Origin of the sequence: Nonomuraea guangzhouensis, assembly GCF_019396345.1 — a bacterium.
In the GTDB taxonomy this organism is placed as follows: Bacteria; Actinomycetota; Actinomycetes; order Streptosporangiales; family Streptosporangiaceae; genus Nonomuraea; species Nonomuraea guangzhouensis.
Map to the genome: position 1 here is coordinate 1 of NZ_JAHKRM010000013.1, position 19255 is coordinate 19255.

The 19255-nt window shown below is 69.4% G+C and carries 16 protein-coding genes and 1 rRNA gene; all 17 read left to right on the forward strand.

Going from position 1 to position 19255, the window contains the following annotated elements:
• Positions 1–2: 2 nt before the first annotated feature.
• The 17 genes from rrf (at position 3) to obgE (ending at position 19209) form a co-directional block, all read left to right on the forward strand.
• A 5S ribosomal RNA gene (gene rrf, locus KME78_RS26230) occupies positions 3–119 on the forward strand.
• Positions 120–387: 268 nt separating this feature from the next.
• Positions 388–1677, forward strand: a complete 1290-nt coding sequence (locus tag KME78_RS26235; RefSeq protein ID WP_219532299.1) for a bifunctional folylpolyglutamate synthase/dihydrofolate synthase — start codon at positions 388–390, stop codon at positions 1675–1677.
• Positions 1677–2015, forward strand: a complete 339-nt coding sequence (locus KME78_RS26240; protein WP_219532014.1) for a DUF4233 domain-containing protein — start codon at positions 1677–1679, stop codon at positions 2013–2015. Before KME78_RS26235 ends, KME78_RS26240 begins: the two co-directional genes overlap by 1 nt.
• Before the next feature lie 11 nt (positions 2016–2026).
• On the forward strand, positions 2027–3877 hold the full coding sequence (locus KME78_RS26245; RefSeq protein ID WP_219532015.1) for a hypothetical protein: 1851 nt from the start codon (positions 2027–2029) through the stop codon (positions 3875–3877).
• Positions 3878–4326: 449 nt separating this feature from the next.
• Positions 4327–4737, forward strand: a complete 411-nt coding sequence (gene ndk / locus KME78_RS26250) for a nucleoside-diphosphate kinase (RefSeq protein ID WP_214642928.1) — start codon at positions 4327–4329, stop codon at positions 4735–4737.
• A 459-nt stretch (positions 4738–5196) separates the two neighbouring features.
• On the forward strand, positions 5197–6228 hold the full coding sequence (locus KME78_RS26255; protein ID WP_219532016.1) for a rod shape-determining protein: 1032 nt from the start codon (positions 5197–5199) through the stop codon (positions 6226–6228).
• Positions 6228–7106: a rod shape-determining protein MreC gene (gene mreC, locus KME78_RS26260; protein ID WP_219532017.1), complete on the forward strand. Its 879-nt coding sequence runs from the start codon at positions 6228–6230 to the stop codon at positions 7104–7106. The genes KME78_RS26255 and mreC overlap by 1 nt, the downstream gene beginning before the upstream one ends.
• Positions 7103–7570 (forward strand): rod shape-determining protein MreD, encoded by a 468-nt coding sequence (gene mreD, locus KME78_RS26265; RefSeq protein ID WP_219532018.1) that lies wholly within the window; start codon positions 7103–7105, stop codon positions 7568–7570. The genes mreC and mreD overlap by 4 nt, the downstream gene beginning before the upstream one ends.
• The gene (gene mrdA, locus KME78_RS26270) at positions 7567–9768 is read left to right on the forward strand and encodes a penicillin-binding protein 2 (protein WP_219532019.1); all 2202 of its coding nucleotides are present in this window, start codon (positions 7567–7569) and stop codon (positions 9766–9768) included. Before mreD ends, mrdA begins: the two co-directional genes overlap by 4 nt.
• The gene (gene rodA / locus KME78_RS26275; RefSeq protein WP_219532020.1) at positions 9765–10931 is read left to right on the forward strand and encodes a rod shape-determining protein RodA; all 1167 of its coding nucleotides are present in this window, start codon (positions 9765–9767) and stop codon (positions 10929–10931) included. The genes mrdA and rodA overlap by 4 nt, the downstream gene beginning before the upstream one ends.
• 4 nt (positions 10932–10935) lie before the next feature.
• Complete coding sequence (locus KME78_RS26280; RefSeq protein ID WP_219532021.1) at positions 10936–11115, forward strand: hypothetical protein; 180 nt, start codon at positions 10936–10938, stop codon at positions 11113–11115.
• Between the two features lie 20 nt (positions 11116–11135).
• Positions 11136–13046 carry a TIGR03960 family B12-binding radical SAM protein gene (locus tag KME78_RS26285; RefSeq protein WP_219532022.1) on the forward strand — a complete coding sequence of 637 codons (1911 nt, stop codon included), beginning with the start codon at positions 11136–11138 and terminating at the stop codon, positions 13044–13046.
• A 149-nt stretch (positions 13047–13195) separates the two neighbouring features.
• Positions 13196–13963 (forward strand): TIGR03936 family radical SAM-associated protein, encoded by a 768-nt coding sequence (locus tag KME78_RS26290; RefSeq protein ID WP_219532023.1) that lies wholly within the window; start codon positions 13196–13198, stop codon positions 13961–13963.
• A 143-nt stretch (positions 13964–14106) separates the two neighbouring features.
• A complete protein-coding gene (locus KME78_RS26295; protein ID WP_219532024.1) occupies positions 14107–16914 on the forward strand; it encodes an Rne/Rng family ribonuclease in 2808 nt (935 codons plus the stop codon).
• Between the two features lie 201 nt (positions 16915–17115).
• Complete coding sequence (gene rplU / locus KME78_RS26300) at positions 17116–17418, forward strand: 50S ribosomal protein L21 (protein WP_103963887.1); 303 nt, start codon at positions 17116–17118, stop codon at positions 17416–17418.
• A 15-nt stretch (positions 17419–17433) separates the two neighbouring features.
• Positions 17434–17691, forward strand: coding sequence for a 50S ribosomal protein L27 (gene rpmA / locus KME78_RS26305; protein WP_219532025.1), 258 nt, complete (start codon positions 17434–17436; stop codon positions 17689–17691).
• Positions 17692–17856: 165 nt separating this feature from the next.
• Positions 17857–19209: a GTPase ObgE gene (obgE, locus tag KME78_RS26310; RefSeq protein ID WP_219532026.1), complete on the forward strand. Its 1353-nt coding sequence runs from the start codon at positions 17857–17859 to the stop codon at positions 19207–19209.
• Positions 19210–19255: the final 46 nt, after the last annotated feature.

Sequence of the window (19255 nt, forward strand, 5' to 3'; positions counted from 1 at the left end):
GTTACGGCGGTTATGGCGGGAAGGAAACACCCGGTTACATTCCGAACCCGGAAGTTAAGCTTCCCAGCGCCGATGGTACTGCACTCGGGAGGGTGTGGGAGAGTAGGTCACCGCCGGACAATCTTTGGTTCGGGAAGGGCTCCACGCATAGGCGTGGGGCCCTTTCTGCGTTTCAGGGTCAGGTCGTCCGCCGGGGGCTCCGGCCGGCCGCTCCGTGTACGGGCCTACAGCGTGCTGAGTGGTGCGTCCAGTTTGGGCTGTTTGTGGAGAGCGCGGCCGTAGGCCCGGGTGCCGAAACCGCTGATCATCAGGTGGCCGGCGTGGGGGAGCGCTCCGTATGGTCAGTAGGGTTGAGGAGTGGACTATCGTGCGGTTGAACGCGCGATCATGGAGCGAGGCGTCGAGTGGGACTTCGAACCGACGCTGGACCGGATCGCGGCTCTCATGGACCTGCTCGGCTCGCCGCAGCAGGCGTACCCTGTCATACACATAGCGGGCACAAACGGTAAGACGAGTACGGCGCGCTTGACCGAGGCGCTGCTCAAGGAGCGCAACCTGCGCGTGGGCCGATTCACCAGCCCGCATCTCGTCTCGGTTCGCGAGCGCATCACCGTCGATGGGGAGCCGCTGAGCGAGGAGCGTTTCGCCCAGGCGTACGAGGAGATCGCCCCTTACGTTGAGCTGGCCGACACGCAGGGGCGGCGGATCCAGTTCTTCGAGTTGCTGACGGCCATGGCCTTCGCCACGTTCGCCGACACTCCGGTGGACGTGGCGGTCATCGAGGCGGGCATGGGTGGCTCCTGGGACGCCACGAACGTCGCGGACGGCACCGTGGCGATCATCACTCCGATCTCGCTCGACCACACGGACAGACTTGGGCCCGACATTCCGAGCATCGCCGGTGAGAAGGCAGGCATCATCAAGCCTGGTGCCACGGCCATATTCGCTCAGCAGGACGTCGAGGCCGCCCAGGTGCTGATGCGGCGGGTCGCCGACGTCGGCGCGGTGGTCGCGCGTGAGGGGCTTGAGTTCGGCGTGCTGGCCCGCGATGTGGCGATGGGCGGGCAGCTGCTCACCCTACGCGGCCTCAAGGGCGTCTACGAGGAGGTTTACCTGCCCCTCTACGGCGAGCACCAGGCGAGCAACGCGGTCTGCGCACTGGCCGCTGTAGAGGCTCTGACGGGGGGCGACGACCCGCTCGACATCGAGCTCGTACGGCAGGCGTTCGCGCAGGCGTCGTCACCGGGGCGGATGGAGATCCTGCGGCGCAATCCCACGGTCGTCGTCGACGCGGCGCACAACCCGGGCGGCATGCAGGCGTCGATCGAGGCCATGCAGGAGGCGTTCGACTTCGCCAAGGTCGTCGGTGTGGTCGCGGTGATGCGTGACAAGGACGTGCACACCCTGCTCGACCTGCTGGAACCGATTCTCGACGAGATCGTCGTGACGCGTAATTCCTCTCCCCGATCGATGTCGCCGGCCGAGCTGGCGGCGATGGCCGTACCCCTGTTCGGTGAGGACAGGGTGCGGACCGTCGAACGCCTCGACGAGGCCATCGACATGGGCATCGGGATCGCCGACGCCCAGGGCGAGTTCAGCGGCACGGGTGTGCTCATCACCGGCTCGGTCGTGACGGCGGGAGATGCCCGTCATCTGCTTAAGGCGGACGGTTTGTGATGAACTTTCAGGTCACTCCAGGCATGCGCCGGCTCGGCGCCAGCGTGCTCGGCATGGAGGCCATCGTCTGCGGATTGATTACGCCGGTGGCGATCAACAGCGGCGTCGAGACGGCGGTGGCGGTCACTGTCGGTATCGGGCTCGCGGTGCTGTGCGTGGTCGTCGCCGGGCTGCTCAAGCGGCCCTTCGCGTACGTCGCGGGCAGTATTCTGCAGGTCCTGGCCATTGGCACGGGGTTCCTCGTGCCGACGATGTTCTTCCTGGGAGTGATCTTCGCGGCGCTATGGATTACCGCGATATTCGTCGCTCGCCGTGTCGAGGGCGTGACTTCCCGCTAAAGTCGGCGAACATGGCCGTCCCCCCGATCCAGCGGTCCCCGAACGCGCCGAGCGCGGGACCCAGCGCAGGCGTCAGGTTGCCGTGGTTGCTCGACTCGGTGCTCGGGCTGCTCATCATCGTCGCCCTGCCACTGGCGATCATCGCGATCCCCAACACCGTGTCCGTGGTCTCGGGTCTGCTGCCCGACGGCTTCGACAAGCTGGCGCTGATGCGCGCGCACGGGCTCGCGCTCCCGGCGATGATTCTCACGGTGCCGCTCGCCGCGGTGGCGCTGCGCCACGTCAAGGTCGCGCACATGCTGCTCGGCGGGCTCGCCGTGCTCGCCCTGGCCGATGCCGCGGGCGGGTTCGCGGGCTCGACGTTCCTGGTGGCGGTGCTGCGGGTGCTGCACGGGGTCGGCGCGGGCCTGCTCATTCCCGCCACGCTGGTCGCGGCCTGGGAGCGTCCCATGGCGTTGCGCGCCATCTGGACCGGCATGCTGGCGGTCAGCCTGCTCACCGCCCAGGCGCTCGCGCTGTGGCCGCTCGACGACGTGGACGACTGGAGGGTCACACTCCAGCCGTACCCACTGCTGACGGGCATCGCCCTCGCGCTGGCGGCCGTCTACTTCGTCGTCTGGCTGCTGCAGGGCCAGCCCCCGATGCCCACGCCACGGGCCGGCGAATCCAGCCGCCTGCTGCTCGCGAGCGTGCCCGCGGTGGGCATCGCCGTGGTCGCCATCAGCACCGCGAGTGAGGAGTGGGGTGCCGGCCTGGTCATCCTGCTGGCCGTGCTGGCGATCGTGGCGCTGCTCGTGATGGCCTACTTCGGCAGTCGCGAGGGACGCACGCTGGCGTACGTGATGGTCGCGGTCGGCATCGTGTTGCTGCCGAGCCTGGCTCAGGTGACGTATGTAGAGATGCGCGGCCTCGGCGGACCGGGCTTGCTCGGTGGGCCGGGCACGACCGGGCTGTGGATCCCGTTCCTGGTGGCGGGCCTGCTGGCGCTGGCGGCCGCCGTCGGGGTGCGGCTGTTCGCCGGCTCGCGGTGGCTCGTGCCGCTGGGGCTGCTGGCGATGGTGGTCGGTCTGTCCTCGGTGCGGGTCGTGGTGCCGGCGGCCGACGGGCTCGTGCTGGTGATCCCGTTCACGCTGCTGGCGGCGGGCGCGGCGGTGGCGCTCACGTCCGCGCTCGGTCAGGTGGGCATCGGGGCGGCGCTGTTCGGGCTCGCGCTGTGTTTTCCCGGTGTTCTGGCTGGTTATCTGCTGGCCACCGGGGTGCAGCTGAAGATGCTGCGTGGGGTCACGGTGGCGCAGCAGCTGGTGGACCGGTTCGTGGGCACGTTGCATCTGTGGTCGCTGATCGGCGGGTTTCTTGTGGTGGCGGTCATCGTCCTGGCCGAGTTGCTTACGCGGCGGGCGGCTCCGGTGGTTGAGGCGTCGTCGGCGGACGGTGAGTCGGCTTCTTCGTCCGAAGATCTGGCTTCTTCGCCGGGTGCGGAGGTCGCTGGGGAGGGCTCGGATGCCGAGGCGGAGTCCTGGGCGTCGGGAGGTGACGGGTCTGATCGTCGCCGGCGGCACTCGGGGGTGGATGCCGTTGAGGTGCCTGTCCAGCCCGGGGCCGGGGATGAGGATCGGCCTACTGGGGCGATACCGCGCGTCTCCGTGTCCGACCCGGTGAGCGACTTCTCCGGTCATGGGGCGGCGGCTGCCAGGGGAGAGCGGGCGTCCGGGGCTGGTGACGCCCGGAAGGGGGCCTCCAGGGCCGCTGACGGTGCGGCTGGCGGGGATGCCGCGGGTATGGAGGGGGCGGCCGAGGATACCGGGCCGGTCCCGCCTGTGCCGCCCCAGGCCCAATCGCCCGAGGACACCACCTCCCCGTAGGGCCGCTTCCCAGTGATGCCGTCTGCCTGGCTGTGGGCCGAGTATTCCTGGACGGTGAGTGCGGACACCACAGCTGGTGGTGGGCGCGCCCGCAGGCGGGTCGTACAGGGTGCAGCGGTAGCTGGTGGGGCGTACAAGGTGGTGGGTGGGCCGTTCAGGGTGGTGCGCCAGTAAGTGGGTCCGGTGCAGGCGCGGGTGGATGGTGTTTCGCTGGCCGAGCTGCGTGGAGTGCGGGTGGGTCGCGTGCGGCGGGTCGCGCAGGGGCGCTCGTACGTGGGCGTTGATGCGGCTTGATGGCGGGAAACGGGGGAGCCGTCGTGGGGCGGTAAGCTGAGCGGCAGCCACCTTGACGCGTGTGGTCTGCGTCCCGGGGCCGATTCCCCGTGGGAGCCAGGCCGGTGCATGTGGCCGCCACTCCGACCCACACCCTGTTCGAAGGAGAACCTCAAGTGTCCGAGCGCACTCTTGTCCTGATCAAGCCCGACGGGGTGAAGCGTGGCCTCATCGGTGACGTGATCGCCCGTGTGGAGCGCAAGGGCCTGAAGGTCGCGGCGATGGACCTGCGCACTCTCGACGTCGACACCGCCAAGGCCCACTACGCCGAGCACTCCGAGCGCCCGTTCTTCGGCGAGCTGGTCGAGTTCATCACCTCGGGGCCGCTGGTCGCGCTGGTGCTGGAGGGGCCGCGCGCCGTCGAGGCGTTCCGCGCGCTGGCGGGGCTCACGGACCCGGTCAAGTCGGCGCCCGGCACGATCCGCGGCGACCACGCGCTGGAGATCGGCGAGAACATCGTCCACGGCTCCGACTCGCCCGAGTCGGCCGCGCGGGAGATCAAGATCTTCTTCCCGGACCGGTTCTAGGTCTTCCTGTTCTTCTCGAGCGCCCGCCGCTATGGCGGGCGCTTTTTTGTGCAGTTTCGGGCCTGGCCAAGACCCGCCGCACGGGAGCGCACGCGTCGTCGAGGTGGCCGCGTCTTTTACGATCTTGTACGGCCGGCCCGGTGAGCCCCACCCGCCGCACGGGGCCGGGGCCTGTCCAGGGGCACGCTCCTCCGGTGGAGGTGGCCGGGCGCCGTGACGTGCGCGTCGTCGGCCGTGTTCCGTGGACAGGGCTGAGCCGGACGGCGGGCGTGTCAAAACGGTGCAAAACGGAGGACGAATGTTGTCCGTCGTCTGCGGTGACATCGGGGCTTCCGGATGGGCTCAAGAATTTGTGGGGCACAGGGGGCTCATTGCGTGCCCTGGTGGGTAACGTCACGTTACGATTCGAATTCGATCCGTAGTCATTCGCGAACGACGTTACGGAAGGCTCCGTTCCCCATGGGCAGCAAGCTCGCGTTTCTCGGCCGTGATATGGCGGTCGACCTCGGCACCGCCAACACGCTGGTCTACGTGCGCGGCCGGGGCATCGTGCTCAATGAGCCGTCGGTCGTCGCGATCAACACTGTCACCGGGAAGATCGTCGCGGTCGGCATCGAAGCCAAGCGCATGATCGGGCGGACGCCGGGGAACATCGTGGCCGTCCGGCCGCTCAAAGACGGCGTGATCGCCGATTTCGATGTCACCGAGCGGATGCTGCGCTATTTCATCCAAAGGGTGCACAAGAGGCGGCACTTTGCCAAGCCGCGCATCATCATCGCCGTGCCCAGCGGCATCACGGGGGTCGAGCAGCGGGCGGTGAAGGAGGCCGGCTACCAGGCCGGGGCGCGCAAGGTCTACATCGTCGAGGAGCCGATGGCCGCGGCGATCGGCGCGGGGCTGCCGGTGCACGAGCCGACCGGCAACATGGTTGTCGACATCGGCGGCGGCACCACCGAGGTGGCCATCATCTCCATGGGCGGCGTGGTGACCAGCCAGTCGATCAGGGTCGGCGGCGACGAGCTCGACCAGGCGGTGATCACCTTCGCGAAGAAGGAATACTCCCTCATGCTCGGCGAGCGCACCGCCGAGGAGATCAAGATGGCCATCGGTTCCGCATGCCCCATCGGTGAGGACGCGCATGCCGAGATCCGCGGCCGTGACCTGGTCAGCGGCCTGCCGAAGACGATCGTGGTGTCCGGTGCGGAGATCCGCAAGGCCACGGAGGAGCCGGTCAACACCATCGTCGACGCCGTCAAGACCACGCTCGACAAGTGCCCGCCGGAGCTGTCCGGCGACCTGATGGACCGCGGCATCGCGCTCACCGGCGGCGGCGCGCTGCTCAAGGGCATGGAAGAGCGGGTCAAGGCCGAGACGGGGATGCCCGTCCACCTCGTCGAGAACCCCCTCGACTCGGTGGCGCTCGGCTCGGGCAAGTGTGTCGAGGAGTTCGAGGCGCTGCACCAGGTGCTCGTGCCGGAGTCGCGGCGCTGATGAGAGAGTCGCGCCACGCCCGGCTGATCCTAGGCACGCTGCTCACGGTGGCGCTGGTCATCCTGACCGTCGACCACCGGGCGGGCGCGGCCTCACCTCTGTGGCCGCTGCGCGCGATGGGGTCCTGGTTCTTCGGCACGGTCGAGCAGGCCGGCGGCTCCGTGGTCCGGCCGGTCGGCGGCTTCTTCCACGCCATCGTCAACGCCCCCGGCGCCCAGGCCGAGCTCGACCGGGTCAAGGCCGAGAACGCCAAGCTGCGGGCCGGCCTGGCCGCGGGCCGGCTCGACGCCGCCCGGTCCGCGGAGTTGAAGCGCCTGCTCGGGATGGCGGGGCTCGGCGGCTACAAGATCGTGACGGCGAACGTGGTCGCCAGGCGCGGCCAGCCCGGCTTCGAGGACGCCGTCGAGATCGACGTCGGCACCAGTGACGGCGTACGCCCCGAGATGACCGTGCTCAACGAAGACGGGCTGGTCGGCCGGGTCATCCAGGCGTCCGCCGACACCTCGACCGTGGTGCTGATCAGCGACCCGGGCTCGGCCGCCGGCGCCAGGCTCGAAGGCGGTCAGGAGATCGGCGTCGTGCACGGGGTGGGGGAGTACGGGCGGCTTGTACGGTTCCGGCTGCTGGACTCGACGGCGGCGATCAACCGCGGCGGCCGCATCGTCAGCTTCGGTTCCCAGCGCGGCGCGCCGTACGTGCCCGGGGTGCCGATCGGGGTGATCGAGCGGGTGGAGGCGACGCCGGGCGAGCTGACCCGCATCGCGTATGCCAGGCCGTACGCCGACCTGACCGCGCTCGACGTGGTCGGCGTGGTGGTGGGGGCGCCCGCGAAGGACCCGAGGGACGCCGTGCTACCACCCAAGGAGGGGCCGGGATGATAGTCGGGTTGTGCGTGCTGGCGGCGGTGTTGTTGCAGGTCATGTTGGTCAATCGGCTGGCGTTGCCGGGAGGGGGCGCGCCCGACCTGGTGCTGCTGGCCGTGGTGGCGATGGCGCTGCTGCGTGGGCCCGTGGCGGGGACGGTGATCGGGTTCTGCGCCGGGCTGCTGGTCGACGTCGTGCCGCCGACGGCGCATCTGGTGGGACAGTACGCGTTCGTGTTCGCGCTGGTCGGCTATGTCGCCGGGCGGGGGGTCGGTGGGCCGGCCACCACCGTCGTCCTGTGCGTGCTGATGGCGCCGCTGGTGGCCGCCGCGCTCGGTGGCCTGATCGCGGATCCGCGGGTGACACTCTCGACTCTGACCGACCAGGTTCCGGTGACGGTCGTCTACACGCTGATCGTCTCGCCGCTGGTCATCTGGCTGATCTCCCGTGACAGGCCGCAGCCGAGGTTCCCCCAATGATCAGGATGCGGACCCGGTTGGTCGTGCTCCAGGTGATCGTGATGGCGGTGCTGGCGGTGCTCAGCCTGCGGCTGTGGCAGGTACAGGTGGTGCGGGGACAGGAGCTGGTCACCAGGGCCACGGAGACCAGGACGCGTTCGGTGATCGTGCCGGCCGTGCGCGGGCAGATACTCGACTCCTCCGGGCGGCCGCTGGTGCGCAACCAGACCTCGCTGGTCGTCTCGATCGACCGGACCGGGCTGATCAGGATGCCCGAGCAGGGCGTTCCGGTCCTGCGCAAGCTCGGTGAGGTGCTGGGCGAGCCGGTCAAGCAACTGCAGAAGCGCATCACGCCGTGCGGGCCCGGGGTGAGCAAGCCCTGCTGGACCGGCTCGCCGTACCAGCCGATCCCGGTGGAGGAGCGGGCGGACACCCGCGAGGCGCTGCAGATCCTGGAGCGGCAGGAGGAGTTCCCCGGCGTCTCCGCCGAGGTGCAGTCCGTCAGGCAGTACCCCGGTGGCAAGGCCGGCGCGCAGATGCTCGGCTACCTGCAGCCGGTCACCGCGGCCGAGCTGGAGAAGCGCGAAGGGTTGAAGGCCGCCTTCTCCGGCGTCGATCTGGTCGGGCGCGACGGGCTCGAGTACATCTACGACGACGAGTTGCGCGGCAAGGCCGGGCTGCGCCGGGTGCAGGTCGACAGGATGGGCAAGGCCATCGGGGTGGAGGAGCAGGTGGCGCCCATCAGTGGCGACACGCTGGTCACCAGCATCGACGCCCGGGTGCAGACCCTGGCCGAGGAGGCGTTGCGGCACGCGATGAAGAACGCCCCCAAGGCGGACGGCGCCGCCGCGGTCGTGCTCGAACCCAAGACCGGGCGGGTGCTCGCGCTGGCCAGCGCGCCCGGCTACGACCCGGCCGTCTGGGCGGGCGGCATCTCGGACCGCGGCTACCAGCGGCTGCTGTCGGACTCCACGGGCAAGCCGCTGGTGTCGCGGGCGCTCAACGGGATGTTCGCGCCCGGCTCGACGTTCAAGGTGTCGTCGGTGACCTCGATGCTGCGGGCCGGATACCCGTTGAACGGCACCTACGACTGCCCGGGGGCGGTCATGGTGGGTGACCGGGCCTTCCACAACTTCCACGGCATCGGCCTCGGCACCATGAACCTGCACACCGCGCTGGTCAAGTCGTGCGACACGATCTTCTACACCGCGGGCTACGCCCAGTGGCTCAAGGACGGCGGGCTCAATCCCAAGAAGGCGCCGAAGGAGGTGTTCGCCAACACGGCCAGGGGGTTCGGGTTCGGCAAGCCGACGGGCATCGACCTGCCGGGCGAGTCGGCCGGGCGCATCCCCGACCGTGCCTGGAAGAAGAACATGTGGGCTCAGACCAGCGGCAACAGTTGCCGGCGCGCCAAGACCGGCTACCCGGAGGTGGCCGACAAGTCGCGGGCGGAGTTCCTCAAGCGGCTGGCCAACGAGAACTGCCTCGAAGGCTTCCTGCTGCGGGCGGGCGACTCGGCCAACTTCTCGATCGGCCAGGGCGACGTGCTGGTGACGCCGCTCCAGCTGGCCAGGGCGTACGCGGCGCTGGTCAGTGACGGGAAGCTGCGCAGCCCGCGCATCGGCTGGGCGACGGTCCGGCCCGATGGCGCGCTGGTCAGACGGATCGACGTGCCGGTGGTCGGCGAGTTGCCGCTGTCGAAGAAGGAACGCCTCTACATCAAGGACGCGCTCAGCGACGTGCCCTCCGACGGCACCGCGGCGGGGGCGTTCGCCGGCTTCCCGATGGACAAGGTGCGGATCGGCGGTAAGACCGGCACCGCGGAAGTGTGGGGCAAGGAGGACACCTCCTGGTTCGCCTCGTTCGCGCCGACCAACGATCCGCGCTTCGTCGTGGTCGTGATGGTCTCGCAGGGCGGGATGGGTGCCTCCACCGCTGCGCCCGCCGCGCGGGAGATCTACGAGGGCATCTTCGGCTTCGGTAAACACGGCAAACCCGCGCTGCCCGGGGGCCGGCCGGTGTCCAAGCTGCCGAAGATCGCGGCCGACGGCACAGTGGCTGATGGCACAGGGGCGGACGGCACCGTGACGGACGGCACGGTCACCGACGGCACGGTGGCGGGCAAGACGGGGACACGCACCACGGTGGTGGACAGCACAGGGGAGGGCGGCACGGGCAAGGACACCAAGGGGGAGGGCGTCACGGAGGCAGGGGGATGATGGACCGCACGCTGATGGGCGGGCGGCGCTCGTTCGCCCGGCGGGCGGTGGGCGCGCAGTCGGCCATGTGGCGGCTCGACGGGGTGATGCTGGTCGCGGTCGCCGCGCTCTGTGTGATCGGCACGCTGCTGGTCTGGTCCTCGACCCGCACCTGGGCGCCCGGCTCGACGGGACTGGTCAAGAAGCACCTGCTCAACGTCGTCATCGGGACGCTGCTGTGCTCGGCGGTGACCGTGATCGACCATCGCGCGATACGGGCGTACGCGCCGCTGGCGTTCCTGCTCTCCCTGGCCGGGCTGGGGCTGGTGATCACGCCGCTGGGTGCGACGATCAACGGCTCGCACTCGTGGATCCTGCTGGGCGGCGGCTTCGCCGTGCAGCCGTCGGAGTTCGCCAAGCTCGGGCTGCTGCTCATCATCGCGATGCTGCTGGCCCAGCCCGGCGAGGGCAGCGATCGGCCGCGCGGGCTGGACGTCGGGTTCGCGCTGTTCGCCGCGGTGCTGACGATGGGGCTGGTGATGTTGCAGCCCGACCTCGGCACCACGCTCGTGCTGGCCGTGATCACGGCCGCCGGGCTGGTGATCGCGGGAGTGCGCAAGAGGTGGATCATCCTGCTGACGCTGATCGCCGGAGCCGGGGTGTTCTGCGTGTTCGCGTTCCAGATGCTGGAGCCGTACCAGGTCGCGCGGTTCACCGCCTTTCTCGATCCGCGCGTCGATCCGCGCGGGGTCGGCTACAACAGCACGCAGTCGCTGATCGCCATCGGCTCGGGGCAGCTGTTCGGCAAGGGGTTGTTCGACGGCGGGCAGACGACCGGCCGGTTCGTGCCCGAGCAGCACACCGACTTCATCTTCACGGTCGCGGGAGAGGAGTTCGGGTTCCTCGGCTCGCTCACCGTGGTGCTGCTGCTCGGCGTGGTGCTGGTGCGCGGGCTGAGGATCGCGAGGCTGTGCGACGACAGGTTCGGCACGCTCGTGGCGGGGATGATCGTGTGCTGGCTGGCGTTCCAGACGTTCGTCAACATCGGCATGACCATCGGCATCATGCCGATCACCGGGCTGCCGCTGCCGTTCGTCTCCTACGGCGGGACGGCCACGTTCGCGAATCTCATCTCGATCGGGCTGCTTCAGTCGATCAGAATCCGCGAACAGACGTTTAATTAGAAGTATGTTTCTGGCCTACTGCGACGAGTGCGAGGAGCGCTTCCTCCTGCCCGCCAGCCATGTCACAGCCGTGCACAACCTCGCCAGCGGTGTCATCGCCGTGGAGCTGACCTGCTACGAGGGACATAAGATCATCGTTCTCAGCGGGAACGACATCGACATCCCTGGACCTGCCACGGTCTGAGCGCCGCTACCCTGGGTGCTATGACTGTCGAGTCGATTTTCCCCCGCCTGGAAGCGCTGCTGCCCAAGGTGCAGAAGCCCATCCAGTATGTCGGGGGTGAGCTTAACTCGACCGTGAAGGACTGGGATGCCGCCGATGTGCGGTGGGCGCTCATGTATCCGGACGCGTACGAGGTCGGGCTGCCCAACCAGGGCGTCGCGATCCTCTACGAGATCCTCAACGAGTTGCCCGCCACGCTGGCCGAGCGGACCTATGCCGTCTGGCCCGACCTCGAGGCGCTGATGCGCGCCGAGGGCATACCGCAGTTCACCGTGGACGCCCATCGGCCGGTGCGCGCCTTCGACGTGCTCGGCCTGTCGTTCTCCACGGAGCTCGGCTACACCAACATGCTCAACGCGCTCGACCTGGCGGGCATCCCGCTGCTGGCCGTCGATCGGGGCGACGACGATCCGATCGTGCTGGCGGGCGGCCACGCGGCCTTCAACCCCGAGCCGATCGCCGACTTCCTCGACGCGGCCGTGCTCGGCGACGGCGAGCAGATCGCGATCGCCATCTCCGAGGTCATCCGCGAGTGGAAGGCCGAGGGCAGCCCCGGCGGGCGCGACGAGCTGCTCATGCGGCTGGCCGAGTCCGGCGGCGTCTACGTGCCGAAGTTCTACGACGTCGACTACCACCCCGACGGCCGCATCAAGCGGGTCGCGCCCAACAGGTCCGACGTCCCGTGGCGAGTGCACAAGCACACGGTCATGGACCTCGACGAGTGGCCCTATCCGAAGAAGCCGCTGGTCCCGCTGGCCGAGACCGTGCACGAGCGGTTCAGTGTGGAGATCTTCCGCGGCTGCACGCGCGGCTGCCGCTTCTGCCAGGCGGGCATGATCACCCGCCCGGTCCGCGAGCGGTCGATCACCACGATCGGCGCCATGGTCGAGAACGGCATCAAGGAGTCCGGCTTCAACGAGGTCGGCCTGCTGTCGCTGTCGTCCGCCGACCACTCCGAGATCGGCGAGGTGGCCAAGGGCCTGGCCGACCGCTACGAGGGCACCAACACCTCGCTGTCCCTGCCCTCGACCCGGGTCGACGCGTTCAACATCGATCTGGCCAACGAGTTCTCCAGGAACGGCCGGCGCTCCGGCCTGACCTTCGCCCCCGAGGGCGGGTCCGAGCGGATGCGCAGGGTGATCAACAAGATGGTCACCGAGGAAGACCTGATCCGCACCGTCACCACCGCCTACTCGCAGGGCTGGCGGCAGGTCAAGCTCTACTTCATGTGCGGGCTGCCCACCGAGACCGACGAGGACGTGCTCGGCATCGCCGACCTGGCCAAGAAGGTCATCAAGGCGGGTCGGGAGATCACCGGCTCGCGCGACATCCGGTGCACCGTCTCCATCGGCGGATTCGTGCCCAAGCCGCACACGCCGTTCCAGTGGGCGAGCCAGGCCGACCACGAGACCGTCGACCGGCGGCTCAAGGCGCTGCGTGACTCGCTGCGCGGCGACAAGAATTACGGCCGGGCCATCGGCTTCCGCTACCACGACGGCAAGCCGTCGATCGTGGAGGGCCTGCTGTCGCGCGGCGACCGCCGGGTCGGCGCGGTGATCCGGGCCGTCTGGGAGGACGGCGGGCGCTTCGACGGCTGGAGCGAGCACTTCTCCTACGAGCGCTGGATGGCCTCGGCCGAGAAGGCCGGCGTCGACGTCGACTGGTACACCGTGCGAGAGCGCGAGGAGAACGAGGTCCTGCCGTGGGACCACCTCGACGCCGGGCTCGACCGCGAATGGCTCTGGCAGGACTGGCAGGAGGCCGTGTCCGGGACCGAGGTCGAGGACTGCCGCTGGACTCCGTGCTACGACTGCGGCGTCTGCCCGACCATGGGCACGGACATTCAGATCGGCCCGACAGGTAAGAAACTCCTTCCTCTCACGGTGGTCTAGGCGCGCTGAGTGCGCGGTCCGTGCCTGGCCGTACATGATCCGGGACGGTGCGGCTCCGGAGCGGCATATCCTGAGACGAAGGAACTCTTACACGGGAAGGACGACCAGCTCTGAAACCTGTTCCCGATGGGCCTCCGCCCGCGCCTACGGTGCAGCGCCTGCGTGTGCGCTACGCCAAGCGCGGACGCCTGCGCTTCACCAGCAGCCGCGACATCTCACGGGCCGTCGAGAGGGCGGTCCGCCGTTCCGGCATTCCGGTGGCTTTCAGTGCGGGCTTCTCACCCCATCCGAAGATCTCCTACGCGGGTGCGGTGCCGACCGGCGTCGCCAGCGAAGCCGAATATCTTGAGATCGGCGTCACGAAACCGTGCGAACCTGGACGGATACGTGATGACTTGGACGGCTCGCTGCCGCCCGGTCTCGACGTGCTCGACGTCGTAGAGGCCACCGTTGGTGGGCTGGCCGACCGCTTGGAGGCATCTGAGTGGGATGTGCGGTTGCCCGGCGCCGACTGGGAGCTCGCGGAGACGGCGGTGGCGAAATTCCTCGCCGCCGAGGCCGTGGAGGTCGAACGCCTGACCAAGAAGGGGCCCCGACGCTTCGACGCCCGGGAGGCGGTGTTGAGGCTCGAGGTGCCCGAGGGGACAGACAGAACCGCAGCTCAGGTGCCCGGACAGTCGTGTGTCATACTGCGCATGGTTGTTCGGCACGTGATTCCTGCCGTACGACCCGACGATGTGCTCACAGGGCTACGCCTTGTGGCCGACTTCGCGCCGCCGGTTCCCCCCGAGGTGACCAGGCTGGCGCAGGGGCCGCTTGACGCCAGCACCGGTGCGCTTGCCGACCCGCTCGACCTGGACCGCGACATTACGCGCGGCGGCGAGGCGGGTTCGGCGGGTGAGCACGTCGACGGTTAAGGACGTGCCTTGCGTGAGCGGGGTACGACCGCTGACAGGACTTGGCGCCTGCGCCCCTACCGAGGGGCGCGGGCGGACAACGAGACACGAGAGCTCCTGCGCGGCGCGGCGACGCGCCCGGGAGCTGACGGGAGAGCGCCCGCATGCTCGAGAACGAGCCCCAGGGCGGGGCCAATGGCCCCGGCGGGGAGACAACTGAACAGCCCACGGTGACCAGGCGTCGCCGTTCCGCGAGCCGGCCGGCGGGACCGCCGCCCGAGCTGCCCGACGAGCCGTCGCCCACGATGACAGCAACGGTCCCGGCCGAGCCGGTGAGCCCGGTCGAGACCGCCGTGGCCCAGGCCGCGAATGACGTCGTGGCGCAGGCCACCGATGGCGCTGTGGCACAAGCTACCGATATCGCTGCCGAGGAGAAGCCCAAGAGGGCCACGAGGACTCGGTCGACGGCGACGACGACGCGCCGCCGTACGAGCAAGAAGGCCGTGGAGGCCGACGGCGAGGTCGCGGAGAGCGCGCAGGACACCAGCGGTGGGGTCCCTGAGAGCGTAACCGCCACCAGCGATGCGGTCGTGAGCACTCCAGAAGCGGCTGAGGGGGGCGAGCAGGCCGTCGAGGCCGCTCCCGCCAAGCGTCGCCGCACCCGCAAGAAGACAGAGCCTGAGGAGGCCGCTCAGAGCGTCGAGGCGGAGTCGGGGCGGTCCGCCGAGGTCGCGGCGGGCGCCGGTGAGGTGGCCGCCGAGCGGTCCGGCAGCGCCGACGCCGATGAGGACGTCATCGAGCTCCTGCCCGAGGACGAGCCGCTGGACGACGAGCCCGCCGGCGAGGACCTCGACGAGGACGACCGGCCGAGTCTGCTGGCCGACCCGTTCGGCCTGTCCGCGCGGACGCAGCGCCAGCAGGGCACCGCGTTCCAGCGCCCGGCCGCCATCTTCGCGCCGCTGTTCCAGGCCCCGGACCCGACCCAGGCCAAGCCCGCCGCGACCCGGCGTCCCGAGCCACAGCCGCAGCCCGAGCCGCCGGCCCCCGAGCCCGAGGAGGCCGCGGAGGCGGTCACGGACGAGGAGGCCGACACCGCCGACGACGAGCAGGAGGAGGAGGGCGGCGGCCGCCGCCGCCGTCGCCGCCGTGGCGGAAGGGGCCGTGGCAAGGCGCGCGAGCGTGACGACTCCGACGAGGAGTCCGACGAGTCCGAGGACGAGCAGGGCGACGAGCCTCAGGAAGAAGAGGCGTCCAGCTCCCGCCGGCGGCGCCGGCGCAGGCGTCGCGGTGCCGACGACGGCGCCGAGCCCGCGGTCGACGACCCGCCCAACACCGTCGTGCGCATCCGCGCGCCCCGCACGGGCCGCGCCGCCGCGCACGACGTCTCCGCCGACGGCGTGCAGAGCGTGCGCGGCTCCACCAGGCTCGAGGCCAAGAAGCAGCGCCGTCGTGAGGGCCGCGAGCTCGGCCGCCGGCGTCCGCCGATCATCACCGAGTCGGAGTTCCTGGCCAGGCGTGAGTCGGTCGACCGGATGATGGTGGTGCGTCGCCAGGGCGACCGGACCCAGATCGCGGTGCTGGAGGACGGCGTGCTCGTCGAGCACTACGTCAACCGCGAGGCCAGCCAGTCCTACGTCGGCAACGTCTACCTCGGCAAGGTCCAGAACGTGCTGCCGTCGATGGAGGCAGCCTTCGTCGACATCGGCAAGGGCCGCAACGCCGTCCTGTACGCCGGCGAGGTCAACTTCGACACCGCGGGGCTGGAAGGCCAGCCCAAGCGCATCGAGGCGGCGCTGAAGTCCGGCCAGTCGGTGCTGGTGCAGGTCACCAAGGACCCGATCGGCCACAAGGGCGCCCGCCTGACGTCGCAGATCAGCCTGCCGGGCCGCTACCTGGTCTACGTGCCCGACGGCTCGATGACCGGCATCAGCCGCAAGCTGCCCGACAAGGAGCGCACCCGGCTCAAGAGCATCCTGAAGAAGGTCATGCCCGAGAACGCCGGCGTCATCGTGCGTACGGCCGCGGAGGGCGCTTCGGAGGACGAGCTGGCCCGCGACGTGGCCCGCCTGTCGGCGCAGTGGGAGAACATCCAGAAGAAGGCCAAGTCGGCCAGTCCGCCCGAGCTGCTCTCGGCGGAGCCGGACCTGACCGTCCGGGTGGTCCGCGACGTCTTCAACGAGGACTTCACCTCGCTGGTCGTGCAGGGCGAGGAGGCATGGCAGACGGTCGACGAGTACGTCAAGTACGTCGCGCCGCACCTCGGCGAGCGCCTGGCCAAGTGGGACACCGAGCAGGGCGACGTGTTCGAGTCGTACCGGATCGACGAGCAGCTCAGCAAGGCGATGGACCGGAAGGTCTGGCTGCCCAGCGGCGGCTCGCTGGTGATCGACCGCACCGAGGCGATGAGCGTCGTCGACGTCAACACCGGCAAGTTCACCGGGCAGGGCGGCAACCTCGAAGAGACCGTCACCCGCAACAACCTGGAGGCGGCGGAGGAGATCGTCCGCCAGCTCAGGCTCCGCGACATCGGCGGCATCATCGTGATCGACTTCATCGACATGGTGCTGGAGTCCAACCGTGACCTGGTGCTGCGGCGGCTGCTGGAGTGCCTGGCGCGCGACAGGACCAAGCACCAGGTGGCTGAGGTGACTTCTCTGGGCCTGGTCCAGATGACGCGTAAGCGGGTCGGTCAGGGGCTGCTGGAGGCGTTCTCGACGCCGTGTGACTGCTGCAACGGGCGGGGTCTGATCGTCTCCACGGAGCCGGTCGAGGCCAAGCCGGAGCCACGCGGCACCCAGGGCAAGATGGCCATCGAGAAGGCGGTCTCGGACAAGGTCTCCGCGGCCAAGGACTCGGGCAGCCGTGATACCGTGACCGATGCGCTTGAAGACGTCCCGGCTGAGGACGACCAGGCGGGTCAGACTTCCGGCAGGGGGCGGCGACGCTCCCGCCGAGCCAAGTCAGCCGAGTAGCCAGGCGCTCCCGCAAGGGAGCGCTCCTCGGAGGACTACCCCGACGATCCGTCCGGTTCGACCAGGGCACCGTTAATCCGGTACTCTTGAGAATCGGTGCGTCCAGCGGCGTGCCCTGTTCGCGCGCCTACTCGGTTCGTCGGTTCCAGACAGCACCGAATGCCGGGCGCAGCATTCAGAAGTCAGTAGAAGGGTTCCGCGGTGTACGCGATCGTTCGTTGCGGCGGCAGGCAGCAGAAGGTCTCCGTCGGTGACGTCCTCGAGGTGGACAAGGTCGCCGGCGAGGTCGGCTCTTCGGTTTCGCTGCCCACGGTGCTCGTCGTCAACGACGGCGATGTGACCACGGAGGCGGGCAAGTTCATGGTGAGCGCCGAGATTCTCGGTGAGACCAAGGGCCCGAAGATCCGCATCCTCAAGTACAAGAACAAGACCGGTTACAAGAAGCGCCAGGGTCACCGTCAGCGGTACACCCAGGTGAAGATCACCGGTATCGACCAGGCCTGAGCGGGAGTTAGAGAGATGGCACACAAGAAGGGCGCGTCGTCCACCCGGAACGGCCGTGACTCCAACGCGCAGCGCCTGGGCGTCAAGCGCTTCGGCGGCCAGCTGGTCAACGCGGGCGAGATCATCGTCCGGCAGCGTGGCACGCACTTCCACCCCGGTGACAACGTCGGGCGCGGTGGCGACGACACGCTGTTCGCGCTGTCCGCCGGCCACGTGCAGTTCGGTCTCAAGCGCGGACGTCGCGCCGTGAGCATCGTTCCGGTGGCGGAGTAGATTTTCTAGAGTTTCCTGCTCAGGGGCGGATCGGGTTCTCGATCCGCCCCTGAGTGCGTTTTCACGGTGTCCGGCTCTCGCGCACCGTGACATACGCGTTCTTGGCCCCGGTCCGTGGACTGGGCTATGTGATGGGCCTTGATCGGCCTAGGAGGAGGGGCCGGGATGGCTGACTTTGTGGACCAAGTGGTGCTGCACATCAAGGCCGGTGACGGGGGCAACGGGTGTGCGTCCGTCCACCGGGAGAAGTTCAAGCCGCTGGGCGGGCCCGACGGCGGTAACGGCGGGCGCGGCGGCGCGGTGATCCTTGAGGTGGATCCCAACACCTCCACGCTGCTCGAATACCACCACAGGCCACATCGCAAGGCCGACAACGGCAAGCAGGGCCAAGGGTCCAACCGGGACGGGGCCAACGGCGGGGATGTGATCATTCCCGTGCCCAACGGAACGGTCGTCAAGGACGCCGCCACCGGCGAGGTGATCGTCGACCTGGTGGGCGTCGGGACCCGGTACGTGATCGCCGAAGGCGGCTACGGCGGGCTCGGTAACGCGGCGCTGGCCTCCACGAAGCGTAAGGCGCCCGGGTTCGCGCTGCTCGGGGAGCCGGGGGACGCGCTCGACGTCATGCTGGAGCTCAAGAGCGTCGCCGACGTGGCGCTCGTCGGGTTCCCCAGCGCGGGGAAGTCGTCGCTGATCGCGGCCCTGTCCGCGGCCCGGCCGAAGATCGCCGACTACCCGTTCACCACCCTGATCCCGAACCTGGGCGTGGTGACCGCGGGTGAGACCGTGTTCACCGTGGCCGACGTGCCGGGGCTGATCCCGGGGGCGTCGCAGGGCAAGGGGCTCGGGCACGAGTTCCTGCGCCACGTCGAGCGGTGTGACATGCTCGTTCATGTCATCGACTGCGCCACCATGGAGCCGGGACGCGACCCGATCACCGACTACCAGGTGATCGAGGCCGAGCTCGAGGCGTACGGCAAGCTCGAGGACCGCCCCCGCATCGTCGTCCTGAACAAGGCCGACGTGCCCGACGCCCGTGAGCTGGCCGAGCTGGTCAGGGGCGAGTTCGAGGAGCGGGGGCTGAAGGTGTTCACCGTCTCGGCCGCCACCCACGACGGGCTGCGGGAGCTGACGTTCGCGATGGGCGAATGGGTGGCCGCCGCCAGGGCCGCCAAGCCCATCGAAGAGCCCACGCGCCTGGTGCTCAGGCCTAAGCAGCTCGGCGAGGCCGGGTTCAAGGTCCGCCGGGTCAACGACAACCTCTTCCAGGTGACCGGCGAGAAGCCCGAACGCTGGATCAGGCAGACCGACTTCACCAACGACGAGGCCGTCGGCTACCTGGCCGACCGGCTGGAGCGGCTCGGTGTGGAGGAGCAGCTGGTCAAGGCGGGGGCCACCGCGGGCGCCGAGGTCGTCATCGGGTCGATGGAGGGCGGCTACGTCTTCGACTGGCAGCCCACGCTCAACGCCGAGTCCGTACGACAGGGACCGCGCGGCTCCGACAACAGGTTCGGCTAGAGACACCGCGGACCCCGGCGGGGAGCGGGGAAACCGGGCGGAGGCG